Consider the following 14,610-nt stretch of genomic DNA (forward strand, 5'->3'; position numbering starts at 1 on the left):
CCACAACGCCGGCGACCGGGCACTCCCGGGCTCAGCGCCCGCCCACGCCGATGACCCGGCACCGCCCGGCGCGCGTCAGCCGGACACCACCCGACACCACGGCCCCACACCACCCGGAGCGACAGCACCGCAAGCCCGGCACGCCAGCCCGGCACCGCCCGGCGCCCGTCAAGCCAGACACCACCCGACACCACAGCCCCACACCACCCGGAGCGACAGCACCGCAAGCCCGGCACGCCAGCCCGGCACCACCCGACGCCCGTCAAGCCAGACACCACCCGACACCACAGCCCCACACCACCCGGAGCGACAGCACCGCAAGCCCGGCACGCCAGCCCGGCACCACCCGACGCCCGTCAAACCAGACACCACCTGCCCCAAGAGCCCCCACCACCCGGCAGCGCGTCAGCCGGACACCACTCGATCCCACAGCCGCACACCACCCGGCACGCCAGCCCGGCACCGCCCGGCGCGGGTCAGCCAGTCACCGACCCCTGCCACAGCCCGGCGCCGCCCGGCGCGTCAGCCCGTGCCCAGCAGCACGGCAAGCAGCACCGCCCCGGCCACCGCCGGCGCGAGGACCTCGTACGCCCAGCGCACCGTCACCTCGCCCTGCGAGCCGTCGGCCGGCTTGCGCGTCTCCAGCAGTTCGCGCAGTTCGTCCATGACCTTGTCGGTCTCCGCACGCACCGGACCGTCCGCCGCCGCGGACCCGGTACCACCGCCACCGCCAAGGCCGCCGAGCACGCCACCGCGCCCCCGGCCACCGCCGGAGGCCCGTCGCGCCTCCTGCCGGACGGCCTTCTTGCGGCCGCGCAGCGAGACGGGAATGGCCCATAGCTGGTACTTGTCGTCGGACTCCGTGAAGACCTCGTTGGAGTAGCCGGACCGGAACGAGGCGACCTGACCCCAGGGCAGCACGATCACGCGGAAGGGATTGCGCACCCGCAGCCGGTCCTCGTCCGCGAAGACGGCGGGCCGCACGGTGTAGGCGGCGATCAGCGGCACGAGGAACAGCAGCGTGGCGAGCGCCATCCAGGGAGTGCGGCCCTCGCCCGCGACCAGGGCGTCGATGCCGAGCCACAGGGCGAGCGCGAGCAGCAGGACGCCGCCGGCGACGCCCGCGGGCGAGCGGTAGACCCGGTCCTTGGACACGGGTACCGACGGCTGCGGCGATGGTGGCTGGGGCTCCGGGGTCGTCATGGTGCCGATTGTGCCCGACGTCCCGGGGAGCGCTCATAGGCGGTGCCGGTCCGCGGAATGAGCGCACGGGACTGTACAGCCGCTACGCGCGTAGATATGCTCGCCTGGTGACCATGCCCACCACTGCATCCGCTGTTCCCGCACACGGACTCGCCGACGTCACCGCGTCCGACAGCACGCTGCGCCGCTTCCTCCACGGGCTGCCCGGCGTCGACACGGTCGGCCTGGAGGCGCGCGCCGCCTCGCTCGGCACCCGTTCCATCAAGACCACCGCGAAGGCGTACGCCCTCGACCTCGCCATCTCGATGGTCGACCTGACGACGCTGGAAGGCGCGGACACCCCGGGCAAGGTCCGGGCGCTCGGCGCGAAGGCGGTCCGCCCCGACCCGACCGACCGCACGGCCCCGGCCACCGCGGCCGTCTGCGTCTATCCCGACATGGTGCCCGCCGCCAAGGAGGCCGTCGCCGGCTCGGACGTCAAGGTCGCCTCGGTCGCCACCGCGTTCCCGGCGGGCCGCGCCTCGCTCGCGGTCAAGCTGGCCGACGTGCGCGAGGCCGTCGCGGCGGGCGCGAACGAGGTCGACATGGTCATCGACCGCGGGGCGTTCCTCGCGGGCGACTACCTGAAGGTCCACGACGAGATCGTCGCCGTGAAGGAGGCCTGCGGGACGTCCGCCCGCCTGAAGGTCATCTTCGAGACCGGCGAGCTGTCGACGTACGACAACATCCGCCGCGCGAGCTGGCTCGGCATGCTGGCGGGCGCCGACTTCATCAAGACGTCCACCGGCAAGGTCGCGGTCAACGCGACCCCGTCCAACACCCTGCTGATGCTGGAGGCGGTCCGCGACTTCCGTGCGCAGACCGGCGTGCAGGTCGGCGTGAAGCCGGCCGGCGGCATCCGCACCGCCAAGGACGCGATCAAGTTCCTCGTCCTGGTCAACGAGACCGCGGGCGGGGACTGGCTGGACAACCACTGGTTCCGCTTCGGCGCCTCCTCGCTCCTGAACGACCTGCTGATGCAGCGTCAGAAGCTGGCCACGGGCCGTTACAGCGGCCCCGACTACGTGACGGTGGACTGATCACCATGGCATCTGCATCCGCACCGACCGCCGCATCCGCGTTCGAGTACGCACCGGCGCCCGAGTCCCGCGCCGTCGTCGACATCGCCGCGTCCTACGGCCTGTTCATCGACGGCGAGTTCACCGAGGCGGCCGAAGGCAAGGTCTTCAAGACGGTCTCCCCGTCCACCGAGGAGGTCCTCTCCGAGGTCGCCGAGGCCGGTGAGGCGGACGTCGACCGCGCGGTGAAGGCCGCCCGCAAGGCCTTCGAGAAGTGGTCGGCGCTCCCCGGCCCGGAGCGCGCGAAGTACCTCTTCCGCATCGCCCGCATCATCCAGGAACGCAGCCGCGAGCTGGCCGTCCTGGAAACCCTCGACAACGGCAAGCCGATCCGGGAGACCCGCGACGCCGACCTCCCCCTGGTCGCCGCGCACTTCTTCTACTACGCGGGCTGGGCCGACAAGCTCGACCACGCGGGCTACGGCGCGAACCCGCGCCCGCTGGGCGTGGCCGGCCAGGTCATCCCGTGGAACTTCCCCCTCCTGATGCTGGCGTGGAAGATCGCCCCGGCGCTGGCGACCGGCAACACGGTCGTCCTCAAGCCCGCCGAGACGACTCCCCTGTCCGCCCTCTTCTTCGCGGACATCTGCCGTCAGGCGGGCCTGCCCAAGGGCGTCGTCAACATCATCACCGGTGACGGCCGCGCGGGCGCCGCGCTGGTCGCCCACCCCGACGTGAACAAGGTCGCCTTCACCGGTTCCACCGCCGTCGGCAAGCAGATCGCGCGCACGGTGGCGGGCACCCGCAAAAAGCTGACGCTCGAACTCGGCGGCAAGGGCGCCAACATCGTCTTCGACGACGCCCCCATCGACCAGGCCGTCGAGGGCGTCGTCAACGGCATCTTCTTCAACCAGGGCCAGGTCTGCTGCGCGGGCTCCCGCCTGCTGGTCCAGGAGTCGATCCACGACGAGCTCCTCGACTCCCTCAAGCGCCGCCTGTCCACCCTCCGCCTCGGCGACCCGCTGGACAAGAACACCGACATCGGCGCGATCAACTCCGCCGAGCAACTGGCCCGGATCACCGCGCTGGCCGACCAGGGGGAGGCGGAGGGCGCCGAGCGCTGGTCCCCGGCCTGCGACATCCCGGAGAGCGGCTACTGGTTCGCCCCGACGCTCTTCACGAACGTCACCCAGGCACACACGGTGGCCCGCGACGAGATCTTCGGCCCGGTCCTGTCGGTGCTGACCTTCCGTACGCCCGACGAGGCCGTCGCCAAGGCCAACAACACGCCGTACGGCCTGTCGGCGGGCATCTGGACGGAGAAGGGCTCGCGCATCCTGGCGGTCGCGAACAAGCTCCGCGCCGGTGTGATCTGGTCCAACACGTTCAACAAGTTCGATCCGACCTCGCCGTTCGGCGGCTACAAGGAGTCGGGCTTCGGCCGCGAGGGCGGCCGCCACGGCCTGGAGGCGTACCTCGATGTCTGACCAGAACCGACTGAGCGTCTTCAAGACCTACAAGCTGTACGTCGGCGGGAAGTTCCCGCGTTCCGAGAGCGGCCGGGTGTACGAGGTGAGCGACGCAAAGGGCAAGTGGCTGGCGAACGCCCCGCTCTCCTCCCGCAAGGACGCCCGTGACGCGGTGGTCGCCGCGCGCAAGGCGTTCGGCGGCTGGTCCGGCGCGACGGCGTACAACCGCGGCCAGATCCTCTACCGCGTCGCCGAGATGCTGGAGGGCCGCCGCGACCAGTACGTCGCGGAGGTCGCCGACGCCGAGGGCCTGTCGAAGTCCAAGGCGGGCCTCCAGGTGGACGCGGCGATCGACCGCTGGGTCTGGTACGCGGGCTGGACCGACAAGATCGCCCAGGTGGTGGGCGGCGGAAACCCGGTCGCGGGCCCCTTCTTCAACCTGTCCTCCCCGGAGCCGACGGGCGTGGTGGCCGTCCTCGCCCCGCAGGAGTCGTCCTTCCTGGGCCTGGTCTCGGTCGTCGCCCCGGTCATCGCCACCGGCAACACGGCGGTCGTGATCGCGAGCGAGAAGTCGCCGCTCCCGGCGCTCTCCCTCGGCGAGGTGCTGGCCACCTCAGACCTCCCCGGCGGCGTGGTCAACATCCTGTCCGGCCGTACGGCGGAGATCGCCGCGCCGCTGGCCGCGCACCAGGACGTCAACGCCATCGACCTCGCGGGCGCCGACGAGACGCTGGCGAAGGAGCTGGAGGTCGCGGCGGCGGACAACCTGAAGCGCGTCCTTCGTCCACAGCCTGTGGACGACGTGGACTGGTCGGCGACGCCGGGCACCGACCGCATGACGGCGTTCCTGGAGACGAAGACGGTCTGGCACCCGACGGGCGCGCTGGGCGCGTCCGGCTCGTCGTACTGAGGCGCCGGAGCTCCGCACCCACGAGCGAGCCGCGCCCTCCCTCCGTCCGGGGAAGGCGCGGTTCTTCGTGTGCGTGCCGCGCGGGCGGGCGCGTCGGCGCGGCAGCTCCGCCGCCTGCCCCGCCACCGGCACGGAGCCGAGGGAGTGCGCCTGCGCCACCGGCCCGGTCAGGGCGGTCGAGATCAGCGGCCGGAAGTCGGCGACCTTCGTGCCGACGCCGTTGTCCAGCGGGTCGACGCCGACGCCGGCCGGCGGGCCGGGCTTGAGGTCGGCGACCGGACCGGTGACGCAGCCGACCACGCCGGTCACGGCCTGCGGACCGGCCTGCGGTGGGGGCGCCGGGGGGAGCGCGTGGCGGGCCGTCGCCGCTGCCACCTCTTGGCGGTTGCCACGGACCACCGCACCAACAGTGCGGGCAGTGACCGGATCACCGCACAGCGTCACCGAGATGTGACGAGCGCTGCAAAGTCGACCCGCGGGGTCGTACGGCGGCCGTCCGATGCCCCAGACTGGTGTCCCGTGAGCTCCCATCCGCCCATACCGACGCGAGTCGTGCTGCTCTGCGGCCCCTCCGGCTCCGGCAAGTCCCTCCTCGCCGCCCACTCCGGTCTTCCGGTGCTGCGCCTCGACGACTTCTACAAGGAGGGCACCGACCCGACGCTGCCGCTGGTGCCCGAGAGCTCCGACATCGACTGGGACCATCCCGCATCGTGGGACGCGGACACGGCCGTCGCCGCCATCACGGAGCTGTGCCGCACGGGCCGTACGCGGGTGCCCGTCTACGACCTCGCGCTCAGCGCCCGCACCGGCGAGGAGACGATCGGCATCGGGCGGGCCCCGCTGTTCCTCGCGGAGGGCATCTTCGCCGCCGAACTCGTGACGCGCTGCCGGGAACTGGGCGTCCTGGCCGACGCGCTGTGCCTGAGCCGGGGCCCCTTGACGACCTTCCGCCGCCGCTTCCTGCGGGATCTGCGGGAGGGCCGGAAGTCCGTGCCGTTCCTGCTGCGCCGCGGCTGGCGGCTGATGCGGCAGGAGCGGTCGGTCATCGCCCGGCAGACGGCCCTGGGCGCGCACGCCTGCGACCGGGACGAGGCGATGGGCCGCCTGGCCGCCGCGGCGGCGGGGCGGTGCGCCACGGCGCGTACGGCCGTGTGACGCGTGCCCGCACACAGAGAAGCGGGACTGGACGGACCCCCCGGCCCTCCAGTCCCGCTCTCCTTCCGCTCCCCCGTGCTTCCCCCGTGTCCCCCCGGGTTGTTCCCCCGTGTCCCCCGTATCCCCCGTGGTGCTTCCCCGTGAGTAAGAGCCCGGTCCCCTCCCCCTGATACACCCCGGCTCGAACTTTTTTTCACGGGCCCCCGCCCCCGTCCTTCAGGCGACCAACTCGCCGAAGGCGTCCTCCCGGTCACGGCCGAAGCTGAGGACCTCGTCCTCGCGCAGCCGGCGGAGCGACCGCCAGATGCTGGACTTCACCGTGCCGACACTGATGTCGAGGATGTCCGCGATCTCCGGGTCCGTGCGGCCCTCGTAGTAGCGCAGGACCAGCATGGTGCGCTGGAGCTCGGGCAGCCGGGCCAGCGCCTGCCACAGGACCGTGCGCAGCTCGGTGCCGCGCATCGCGTCCGTGTCGCCGACCGTCTCCGGCAGTTCCTCGGTCGGGTACTCGTTGAGCTTGCGGCGCCGCCAGGCGCTGATGTGCAGGTTGGTCATGGTGCGGCGGAGGTACCCGCCGACCGCCGCCTTGTCACTGATCCGGTCCCACGCCCGGTACGTCGAGAACAGCGCGCTCTGCAGCAGGTCCTCGGCCTCGAAGCGGTCACCGGTGAGGTGGTAGGCGGTGGCGTACAGGGAGGCGCGGCGCTCCTGGACGTAGGCGGTGAACGCCGCTTCGGCACCCACCGTCTCCTCCGTGGAGCGACGCTCCCCCGGGCCCTCCCCGTACACCGACCCCGCGTGCGTCTCCCCCTGACGCGCGTCGACCACCGCCATGTAGGCGGTGTGCTGACGCCCGGTGCCGCGAGCGCACCCCCGCCCGCTCACGGCACCGGACTTCTCGGAACCCCGGTGTGTGTGCACGTCGTGCAGACGCGTGACCACTGCGCTGGTGCTGGTGCCCTTCAGCGTGTTCATCTCGCGCCCCCCGTCGTGGACTTCCGGTGTTCGGCTTGCCGTGTTGCCTGTGCCGAAAAGCTTGCCGCGGCGACTTCATGGCCGTGTCCGCCGACTGTCACAGACCTGTCACAGGGGTCCGTCACCGCTGCACCACCGTTCCTTCACGAGGTCCGGCGGCGTGGCGGGACCCCATCCGGACCCACAGGTCGAACCGCACCCCCTCCATGGGCCAGAATGAGCCCGTGCCTTCCCTGTTGCTGATCGAGGACGACGACGCCATCCGCACGGCCCTGGAGCTCTCCCTGACCCGCCAGGGCCACCGGGTGGCCACCGCTGCCAGCGGTGAGGACGGTCTGAAGCTGTTGCGCGAGCAGCGGCCGGACCTGATCGTGCTGGATGTGATGCTGCCCGGCATCGACGGCTTCGAGGTGTGCCGTCGTATCCGGCGCACCGACCAGTTGCCGATCATCCTGCTGACCGCGCGCAACGACGACATCGACGTGGTCGTCGGTCTCGAGTCGGGCGCCGACGACTATGTCGTCAAACCCGTGCAGGGCCGGGTGCTGGACGCCCGTATCCGGGCCGTGCTGCGGCGCGGGGAGCGGGAGTCGACGGACTCGGCGAGCTTCGGCGGCCTGGTCATCGACCGGTCGGCGATGACCGTGACGAAGAACGGCGAGGACCTCCAGCTCACGCCGACCGAGCTGCGGCTGCTGCTCGAACTGAGCCGGCGCCCGGGACAGGCGCTGTCCCGGCAGCAGTTGCTGCGGCTGGTGTGGGAGCACGACTACCTCGGTGACTCCCGGCTGGTGGACGCCTGCGTGCAGCGGCTGCGCGCCAAGGTCGAGGACGTGCCGTCGTCCCCGACCCTGATCCGTACCGTGCGGGGTGTCGGCTACCGGCTGGATCCGCCTCAGTGACACGGGAAAACCAGGGGGGTTCACGCGGCTGGGCCGCGGCTCGCAAGGGAGTCTGGTCCGGGCTGCGCTTCACCAGCCTGCGCCTGCGGCTGGTCCTCGTCTTCGGTCTGGTCGCGCTCACCGCCGCCGTGTCCGCGTCCGGCATCGCCTACTGGCTGAACCGGGAGGCGGTGCTCACCCGCACCCAGGACGCCGTGCTGCGCGACTTCGAGCAGGAGATGCAGAACCGGGCGGGCGCGCTGCCCGAGCACCCCACGCAGGACGAGTTGCAGCACACCGCGGGGCAGATGGCCAACAGCAGCCAGCGGTTCAGCGTGCTGCTGGTCGCCGAGAACGCCGCCGGCTCGACCGTGTACGGCGGCTCCGGCGGCCTGGGCGGCTTCGCGCTCTCCGACGTGCCCCAGTCGCTGCGTACGGCGGTGGACAAGGAGCAGAAGGTCACCTCGGCCAACAAGCACCCCTACCACCTGTACTGGCAGCGGATCACCGACGACGACACTCCTTACCTGGTGGCCGGCACGAGGGTGATCGGCGGCGGGCCGACCGGCTACATGCTCAAGTCGCTGGAACCGGAGGCCAAGGACCTGAACTCGCTCGCCTGGTCGCTGGGGATCGCCACCGCACTCGCCCTGCTCGGCTCCGCGCTGCTCGCGCAGGCCCTGGCGACGACCGTGCTGAAGCCGGTGCACCGGCTGGGGATCGCGGCGCGGCGCCTGGGCGAGGGGAAGCTGGACACCCGGCTGCGCGTGTCCGGCACCGACGAACTGGCCGACCTGTCCCGGACGTTCAACAGCGCCGCCGAGGCGCTGGAGAAGCGGGTCGCGGACATGGCCGGCCGGGAGCAGGCGTCGCGGCGCTTCGTGGCGGACATGAGCCATGAGCTGCGTACCCCGCTGACGGCGATCACCGCCGTCACGGAGGTGCTGGAGGACGAGCTGGAGTTCGAGGGCGAGGGCGGGAGCTTCGACCCGATGGTCGAGCCCGCCGTGCGGCTGGTGGTCAGCGAGACGCGGCGGCTGAACGACCTGGTGGAGAACCTGATGGAGGTCACCCGCTTCGACGCGGGCACCGCCCGGCTGGTGCTGGACGACGTCGACGTCGCCGATCAGATCACCGCCTGCGTCGACGCCCGGGCCTGGCTGGACGCCGTCGACCTGGACGCCGAGCGCGGCATCCACGCCCGGCTCGACCCGCGCCGCCTGGACGTGATCCTGGCCAACCTGATCGGCAACGCGCTCAAGCACGGCGGGTCGCCGGTACGGGTGTCGGTGGCGCGGGCGGACGACGAGATCGTCATCCGGGTGCGGGACCACGGGCCCGGCATCCCCGAGGACGTCCTGCCGCACGTCTTCGACCGCTTCTACAAGGCGAGCGCCTCCCGGCCGCGTTCCGAGGGCAGCGGGCTCGGCCTGTCCATCGCCCTGGAGAACGCGCACATCCACGGCGGTGAGATCACCGCGTCCAACTCCCCCGACGGAGGCGCGGTGTTCACGCTGCGGCTGCCGCAGGACCCGCCGGCGGCCGAGGACGACGCGGGGGACGCCGGGGACGCCGGGGACGCCGCGGACGAGAGCAAGGGCAAGGACGCGAAGGGACAGGTCTGATGACCGTACGCCGCCTGTCGGCACTGCCCGGGCTGGCCGTGCTGGCCGCGCTGCTCGCCGGGTGCGGCATCCGGGCCACCGAGGTGCCCACGGACTACGGTCCCGCGCCCTCGCGGGTGCGCTGCTCGCTCGCCGAGCCGGACGTGACGGCACAGACCGCGCCCGGGGTGCCGGTGCGGGTGTTCCTGCTGTGCGGCTCCTCGCTGGTGGCCGTGGACCGGACGGTACGGGTGCCGGACGGCGCGGACTCCGGGCGGCGGGTCCTGGTGGCCCAGGGCCTGCTGAACGAGCTCGCGGCGCCGCCGTCGGCCGCGGAGAAGGAGGCCGGGTACACCTCGGACGTACGCCGCGGCATCGCCGTGACCGGCCCGCGCCCCGGCGACCCCGAGGACACGCTGCGTCTGGACACCGCCCCCGGCGACCTCACGTCGTACGCCCTCGCCCAGGTCGTCTGCACCTTCTCCGACTCGGCCGCGGCCGAGGGCGACGGCTCCGTCGTCCTGGCCGGCCCGGGCGAGGGGACCGCACGCCGCTACGCCTGCACGGACGAGGTCCGCGCCCGGCCGGGCAGCAACGAACCGCCGTCCAGCGAGGTCACGGACGGCTGACGGCCGCGACGCGCGGCAGGGACGCGCGGCAGGGGGCGTGGCAGGGGGGCGGGTGGCGCACAGACGCCCCCCTGGGGCCATGTGGCGCAAGCCTCACCCCTGCGGGGGAGCGGCCGGAACCGAGCGCGGCGGCGGCCGCGTCTAGGGAGGCGTGCAGCGTCATGGGTTCCTCGGCGGCAGCGCCGCGCTCCGCATCCGTGTGACAGGGAGTGTCCTCCTGGTCGCACATCTCGCGTTCGTCGCCTGGTACGCGCTGCGGCCACTCGACGTCCCCTGGGTGCTGCCGCCCAACCTGGAGCCGCTGGCCGGGATCCGCGCCGACCTGGCGCTCGGCTGGCCCGCGGCGGCCCGGGGCATCGGCGGGTCGCTCGCGCTGCTGGCGCCGCTGGGCGTCCTGCTGCCCATGGCGGGCGGGCGGCTGACCGCCTCGCCGCTGGCCTCCCTGCTGCGCACCATGGCGGCGGCGGCCCTGCTGTCCCTGGGGATCGAGCTGCTGCAGACCGGGGTGCCCGGTCAGGTCGTCGACGTCGACTCGCTGCTGCTGAACACGGCGGGCGTGGCCCTCGCGCACCTCGCCCTCGTCCCCGCGGGCCGGGCCCGGCTCCGCCGCGGGTCCGAGCGGGGGCACCGGGAGGACATCCCCCGGGAGGAACCCGCTCAGGGTCGGACCCCGACGATTCCCAGGGTCGGGATCGCCCCGTAGAGCGACGCTTTGTTCCGTTCGTCTCCGTAGCGTGGAGGGCAGATGAAGGGGAAGCCGAACGGCAGCCCCACCACACGCTCACGAAGGAGCCGCGATGTCCCGCCTCGCCCGCCCCACCAACGGCCGCGTGATCGGCGGAGTGTGCGCCGCGCTGGCCCGGCGCTTCGGTACCTCCGCCACCACGATGCGGGTGATCTTCGTGGTCTCCTGCCTGCTGCCCGGCCCGCAGTTCCTGCTCTACCTGGCCCTGTGGCTCCTGCTGCCGTCCGAGGAGAAGGCGGCCCGTACGGCCTGGTGAGGAACGATGCGCCACCTCCCCTCTGGTACGCCGACGGGGCGCACCCGGAACCCCGGGTGCGCCCCGTCGCGCGTCGGGAGACGCGCAGATGCGGAAGCGGAGCTCAGCCGCCGATCGGGAGGCCGTTGACCGGCAGGCCCTGGGTGGGAAGGCCCTGGGTGGGCAGGCCCTTGGCCGGCAGCCCGCCGAGCAGGCCCGCGACCGGCGCGGCCGGGCCCTGGGAAAGCTGCTGGCCGACCGCCTGCTCGAGCACCGGCTGCGCGGCGGTCAGATCCGTGCCGGAGACGTGGCGGCCCTGCTCCAGCACGTTGCCCGCGCCGGGCACCACCTGGGAGACGGTCTCCGCCGGGAGCGTACGGGCGACCGAGTCCACCGTCCGGGCGGTGTCCGGGAGCTCCGGGGCCGCGGTGGCCGCGCCCGCGCCGGCGGCGGCGAAGGCGGCACCGAGGGCGGCGACGCCGAGGGTCTTGACAGCAGACTGCTTCATGAAATGCGTCCTCGAAACGGGATGACGGGGATGTGAGCGGTCCTTGAACGTAGACACGCGACGCCCCTGACGGCAAACATCGAAATGCGGACGGATTGTGAAAGCCCGCCCGCCTTTCCGTATTACCGTCGGCTCGCCATCAGCCCGCGTTCCCCGCAGAACCGCTGGTCGAAGCGGTCTACTGGAACAGCCATTCGGATTTGAGCTCCGCATATCCGGGCTTGATCACGTCATTGATCATGGCCAGTCGTTCATCGAAAGGAATGAACGCTGATTTCATCGCATTGACGGAGAACCACTGCATGTCGTCGAGCGTGTAGCCGAACGCGTCGACAAGGTGCTCGAATTCGCGGCTCATGCTGGTGTGGGACATCAGCCGGTTGTCCGTGTTGACGGTGGCCCGGAAGTGCAGCCGGCGCAGCAGGCCGATCGGGTGTTCGGCGTACGAGTCCGCCGCGCCGGTCTGGAGGTTCGAGCTGGGACACAGCTCCAGCGGGATGCGCTTGTCCCGGACGTAGGAGGCGAGCCTCCCTAGCTTGACCGTGCCGTCCTCGTGGACCTGGATGTCGTCGATGATGCGCACCCCGTGCCCGAGCCGGTCGGCACCACACCACTGCAGCGCCTGCCAGATGGACGGCAGCCCGAAGGCCTCGCCGGCGTGGATCGTGAAGTGGTTGTTCTCGCGCTTGAGGTACTCGAAGGCGTCCAGGTGCCGGGTGGGCGGGTACCCGGCCTCGGCGCCCGCGATGTCGAATCCGACAACACCGCCACCGCCCAGGTCGCGGTAGCGGTTGGCGAGCTCGGCGATCTCCAGGGAGCGGGCGGCGTGCCGCATGGCGGTGAGCAGGGCGCCGACGCGGATGCGGTGACCGTTGTCCCTCGCGCGCCGCTCGCCCTCCCGGAAGCCCTCGTCGACGGCCTCGACGACCTCTTCGAGGCTGAGCCCGCCCTCCAGGTGCTGCTCGGGCGCGTACCGCACCTCGGCGTAGACGACGCCGTCCTCGGCGAGGTCCTCGGCGCACTCGGCGGCGACCCGGACCAGAGCGTCGCGGGTCTGCATGACACCGACGGTGTGCGAGAACGTCTCCAGGTACCGCTCCAGCGATCCGGAGTCGGCGGCCTGCCGGAACCAGACGCCGAGCCGGTCGGCGTCGGTCTCGGGGAGACCCTGGTAACCGGTCGCACGGGCGAGTTCGACGACCGTGCCGGGACGCAGCCCGCCGTCGAGATGGTCGTGCAGCAGAACCTTCGGCGCCCGGCGGATCCGGTCCGGCGTCGGAGTCTTCGCGGTGGTCTTCGCGGTGCTCTGGCTCGTCATTTCCGCACTCTAACTCCTACGCGCGTAGAGCGCCGGGGGAACGCACGGATACGGAATGCGGACCCGGCGCGGGGCCGCGGTGTACGGACTCGTCGATATGTAACGGTGACTGCGATGACGGGTGGCGTACACCCGGTCTTCTGAGAATGTTCTGTCATGGCACAGCAAGCGACGCCGGTCCGCCAGGCCCGGCTGGGGCGAACGCTCGGTCCGGAGGGGACGGCGGTGAGCGGGGTGGTGCTGCTGCTCCCCGGTGGCGACGAGGTCTCCAGCCGCAAGCCCTCACCGTTGCTGGCGGCCGCCTCCGTACGCGCGTTGGGGCGCGGGCTCGCGCGCGCGGGACGGGACGAGGGCCTGGCCGCGCACGTCGTGCACTACCGCTACCGCGGCTGGAACGGCGCCGAGGCCCACCTCGCCCGGGACGCCGACTGGGCCGCCGACGAGGCCGTCCGGCGCTACGGCGACGTCCCCGTCTGCCTGGTCGGTATCGGCATGGGCGGGCGGGCCGCGCTGCGCGCCGCCGGGCACGAGGCCGTCAACTCGGTGCTGGCGATCGCCCCTTGGCTGCCCGAGGAGGACATGGCCGCGCCCCCCGAACCGGTGAAGCAGCTCGCCGGGCGCCAGGTGCTGATCGTGCACGGCACGAACGACGAGCGCAGCGACCCCGAGCTGTCGTTCCGGCTGGCCTCCCGGGCGAAGAAGGCGAACCGCGCGGTGTGCCGGTTCGAAGTGCACTCCGACGGCCACGGGCTGCGGCACTACCGGGAGGAGGTCGCCGCGCTCACCGAGGACTTCGTGATGGGCGTGCTGTTCGGCCGGTCGTTCTCGCGGCCGGTGGAGGACGCGCTGGCCGCTCCCCCGCCGCTGGGGCTGCGGATGCCGCTGGCGGCGGGGTTCGGGAAGTCGTTGCGGCGTTAGGGACCTCGCGTTCGGGACCGGCCGGGGTCAGGAGGGGAGCAGATGGCCCCTTCTCGACAGCAGGAACTTCTTGAACGCCGCCACCGGCGGTGTGTCCGTGCGCCCCGCCAGCCAGGCCACGCCGATCTCGCGGGCCGCGCGCGGGGCCGTGACCGTCAGTTCCACCACGCCGGGGCGGGGCACGGCGGGCGGCGGCAGCAGGGCGACGCCGAGGCCCGCCGCGACCAGGCCGCGCAGCGTCTCCGCCTCCTCCCCCTCGAAGGCGACCTTGGGCCGGAAACCGGCCTCCTTGCACAGGGCGTCGGTGATGCGGCGCAGGCCGTAGCCGGGCTCCAGGGTCACGAAGACCTCGTCGGCGGCCTCGGCGAGGCGGATGCGCCTGCGGCCCGCCAGCCGGTGGTCGGCCGGCACGACCAGGCGCAGCTTCTGCTCGTCGAGGCGGCGGGCGACCAGGTCGGGGGCGTCCGGGACCGGTGAGGTCAGGCAGAGGTCGAGTTCGCCGGCGCGCAGCCGCTCCAGCATGGCCTCGCCGTAGTTCTGGACGAGGCTGAAGCGGACACGGGGGTGGTCGGCGCGGAAGGCGTGCAGCAGGCCGGGCACGGTCTCGGCGCCCATGGTGTGCAGGAAGCCGAAGGCGACCTTGCCGGTGGCCGGGTCGGCGTCCGCGCGGACCTCGTCGGCGGCGCGCTCGACCTCCGCGAGGGCGCGCTCGACGGAGCCGAGGAAGGTCCGCCCCGCGACGGTGAGCGCGAGGGTACGGCCGCGGCGCACGAACAGGTCGACGCCCAGGTCCTCCTCGAGGCGGACCAGGGCGCGGGAGAGGGTCGACTGGGGGACGTTCATCTCCTGGGCGGCCCGGGTGACGTGCTCGGTACGGGCCACGCCGGCGAAGTGCGCGAGGCGGGGCGCGAGCAGCGCGACGATGTCTTCCGTGTCACCGGACGGTGACAGGCGAGCCTGTGAGCTTTGCTGATGCACCATGGGAACGATTATGGCCATTCC

General features: G+C 72.4%; 15 protein-coding genes and 1 pseudogene. 10 read left to right on the plus strand and 6 right to left on the minus strand.

Annotated elements, in window-relative coordinates; genetic code table 11:
- Nucleotides 1–522 precede the first annotated feature (522 nt).
- Complete coding sequence (locus tag B1H29_RS13820) at nucleotides 523–1,203, minus strand: PH domain-containing protein (RefSeq protein WP_079160211.1); 681 nt, start codon at nucleotides 1,201–1,203, stop codon at nucleotides 523–525.
- A gap of 113 nt (nucleotides 1,204–1,316) precedes the next feature.
- Between B1H29_RS13820 and deoC the strand changes: the two genes are divergently transcribed.
- Genes deoC through B1H29_RS13835 form a run of 3 tightly spaced genes read left to right on the plus strand, consistent with a single transcriptional unit; the run spans nucleotide 1,317 to nucleotide 4,640 of the window.
- Nucleotides 1,317–2,282, plus strand: coding sequence for a deoxyribose-phosphate aldolase (gene deoC, locus B1H29_RS13825; protein WP_055418952.1), 966 nt, complete (start codon nucleotides 1,317–1,319; stop codon nucleotides 2,280–2,282).
- A gap of 5 nt (nucleotides 2,283–2,287) precedes the next feature.
- Nucleotides 2,288–3,748, plus strand: a complete 1,461-nt coding sequence (locus B1H29_RS13830; RefSeq protein WP_055418178.1) for an aldehyde dehydrogenase family protein — start codon at nucleotides 2,288–2,290, stop codon at nucleotides 3,746–3,748.
- Nucleotides 3,741–4,640 carry an aldehyde dehydrogenase family protein gene (locus tag B1H29_RS13835; protein WP_055418179.1) on the plus strand — a complete coding sequence of 300 codons (900 nt, stop codon included), beginning with the start codon at nucleotides 3,741–3,743 and terminating at the stop codon, nucleotides 4,638–4,640. Before B1H29_RS13830 ends, B1H29_RS13835 begins: the two co-directional genes overlap by 8 nt.
- Before the next feature lie 96 nt (nucleotides 4,641–4,736).
- Here the strand turns inward: B1H29_RS13835 and B1H29_RS40190 are convergent.
- Nucleotides 4,737–5,141, minus strand: a pseudogene (locus B1H29_RS40190) (hypothetical protein); the annotation flags it as partial.
- Between the two features lie 18 nt (nucleotides 5,142–5,159).
- On the opposite strand from B1H29_RS40190, the gene B1H29_RS13845 reads away from it, so the two are divergent.
- Complete coding sequence (locus tag B1H29_RS13845; protein ID WP_234393009.1) at nucleotides 5,160–5,795, plus strand: uridine kinase family protein; 636 nt, start codon at nucleotides 5,160–5,162, stop codon at nucleotides 5,793–5,795.
- Nucleotides 5,796–6,011: 216 nt separating this feature from the next.
- On the opposite strand, the gene B1H29_RS13850 is transcribed toward B1H29_RS13845, so the two are convergent.
- A complete protein-coding gene (locus B1H29_RS13850; RefSeq protein WP_055418181.1) occupies nucleotides 6,012–6,770 on the minus strand; it encodes a SigE family RNA polymerase sigma factor in 759 nt (252 codons plus the stop codon).
- Between the two features lie 224 nt (nucleotides 6,771–6,994).
- On the opposite strand from B1H29_RS13850, the gene afsQ1 reads away from it, so the two are divergent.
- From afsQ1 to B1H29_RS13875, 5 genes are all read left to right on the plus strand, one after another.
- A complete protein-coding gene (afsQ1, locus tag B1H29_RS13855) occupies nucleotides 6,995–7,672 on the plus strand; it encodes a two-component system response regulator AfsQ1 (RefSeq protein WP_055418182.1) in 678 nt (225 codons plus the stop codon).
- Entirely contained in the window at nucleotides 7,669–9,276 is a 1,608-nt protein-coding gene (locus B1H29_RS13860; protein WP_055418183.1) for a sensor histidine kinase, read from the plus strand. Before afsQ1 ends, B1H29_RS13860 begins: the two co-directional genes overlap by 4 nt.
- Nucleotides 9,276–9,884, plus strand: coding sequence for a hypothetical protein (locus B1H29_RS13865; protein ID WP_055418184.1), 609 nt, complete (start codon nucleotides 9,276–9,278; stop codon nucleotides 9,882–9,884). Before B1H29_RS13860 ends, B1H29_RS13865 begins: the two co-directional genes overlap by 1 nt.
- Nucleotides 9,885–10,035: 151 nt before the next feature.
- On the plus strand, nucleotides 10,036–10,587 hold the full coding sequence (locus B1H29_RS13870; protein ID WP_055418185.1) for a VanZ family protein: 552 nt from the start codon (nucleotides 10,036–10,038) through the stop codon (nucleotides 10,585–10,587).
- A 94-nt stretch (nucleotides 10,588–10,681) separates the two neighbouring features.
- Entirely contained in the window at nucleotides 10,682–10,885 is a 204-nt protein-coding gene (locus B1H29_RS13875) for a PspC domain-containing protein (RefSeq protein WP_055418186.1), read from the plus strand.
- Nucleotides 10,886–10,988: 103 nt separating this feature from the next.
- On the opposite strand, the gene B1H29_RS13880 is transcribed toward B1H29_RS13875, so the two are convergent.
- Together B1H29_RS13880 and B1H29_RS13885 are read right to left on the minus strand one after the other, a co-directional pair.
- The gene (locus B1H29_RS13880) at nucleotides 10,989–11,372 is read right to left on the minus strand and encodes an ATP-binding protein (protein WP_055418187.1); all 384 of its coding nucleotides are present in this window, start codon (nucleotides 11,370–11,372) and stop codon (nucleotides 10,989–10,991) included.
- Nucleotides 11,373–11,550: 178 nt separating this feature from the next.
- A complete protein-coding gene (locus B1H29_RS13885) occupies nucleotides 11,551–12,690 on the minus strand; it encodes an adenosine deaminase (protein WP_055418188.1) in 1,140 nt (379 codons plus the stop codon).
- Nucleotides 12,691–12,846: 156 nt separating this feature from the next.
- Between B1H29_RS13885 and B1H29_RS13890 the strand changes: the two genes are divergently transcribed.
- Nucleotides 12,847–13,608: an alpha/beta hydrolase gene (locus B1H29_RS13890; RefSeq protein ID WP_079160214.1), complete on the plus strand. Its 762-nt coding sequence runs from the start codon at nucleotides 12,847–12,849 to the stop codon at nucleotides 13,606–13,608.
- A gap of 27 nt (nucleotides 13,609–13,635) precedes the next feature.
- On the opposite strand, the gene B1H29_RS13895 is transcribed toward B1H29_RS13890, so the two are convergent.
- Nucleotides 13,636–14,589 (minus strand): LysR family transcriptional regulator, encoded by a 954-nt coding sequence (locus tag B1H29_RS13895; protein WP_055418190.1) that lies wholly within the window; start codon nucleotides 14,587–14,589, stop codon nucleotides 13,636–13,638.
- Between the last annotated feature and the right edge of the window lie 21 nt (nucleotides 14,590–14,610).

The organism is Streptomyces pactum (assembly GCF_002005225.1).
Classification (GTDB): Bacteria; Actinomycetota; Actinomycetes; order Streptomycetales; family Streptomycetaceae; genus Streptomyces; species Streptomyces pactum_A.

Excerpts from the sequence above, each read along its gene's own strand:
- B1H29_RS13820 (WP_079160211.1), bottom strand. The coding sequence starts at position 1,203 with ATGACGACCCCGGAGCCCCAGCCACCATCGCCGCAGCCGTCGGTACCC.
- B1H29_RS13835 (WP_055418179.1), top strand. The coding sequence starts at position 3,741 with ATGTCTGACCAGAACCGACTGAGCGTCTTCAAGACCTACAAGCTGTAC.
- B1H29_RS13875 (WP_055418186.1), top strand. The coding sequence starts at position 10,682 with ATGTCCCGCCTCGCCCGCCCCACCAACGGCCGCGTGATCGGCGGAGTG.
- B1H29_RS13880 (WP_055418187.1), bottom strand. The coding sequence starts at position 11,372 with ATGAAGCAGTCTGCTGTCAAGACCCTCGGCGTCGCCGCCCTCGGTGCC.
- B1H29_RS13890 (WP_079160214.1), top strand. The coding sequence starts at position 12,847 with ATGGCACAGCAAGCGACGCCGGTCCGCCAGGCCCGGCTGGGGCGAACG.
- B1H29_RS13885 (WP_055418188.1), bottom strand. The coding sequence starts at position 12,690 with ATGACGAGCCAGAGCACCGCGAAGACCACCGCGAAGACTCCGACGCCG.
- B1H29_RS13830 (WP_055418178.1), top strand. The coding sequence starts at position 2,288 with ATGGCATCTGCATCCGCACCGACCGCCGCATCCGCGTTCGAGTACGCA.
- B1H29_RS13865 (WP_055418184.1), top strand. The coding sequence starts at position 9,276 with ATGACCGTACGCCGCCTGTCGGCACTGCCCGGGCTGGCCGTGCTGGCC.
- B1H29_RS13850 (WP_055418181.1), bottom strand. The coding sequence starts at position 6,770 with ATGAACACGCTGAAGGGCACCAGCACCAGCGCAGTGGTCACGCGTCTG.
- B1H29_RS13895 (WP_055418190.1), bottom strand. The coding sequence starts at position 14,589 with ATGGTGCATCAGCAAAGCTCACAGGCTCGCCTGTCACCGTCCGGTGAC.
- deoC (WP_055418952.1), top strand. The coding sequence starts at position 1,317 with ATGCCCACCACTGCATCCGCTGTTCCCGCACACGGACTCGCCGACGTC.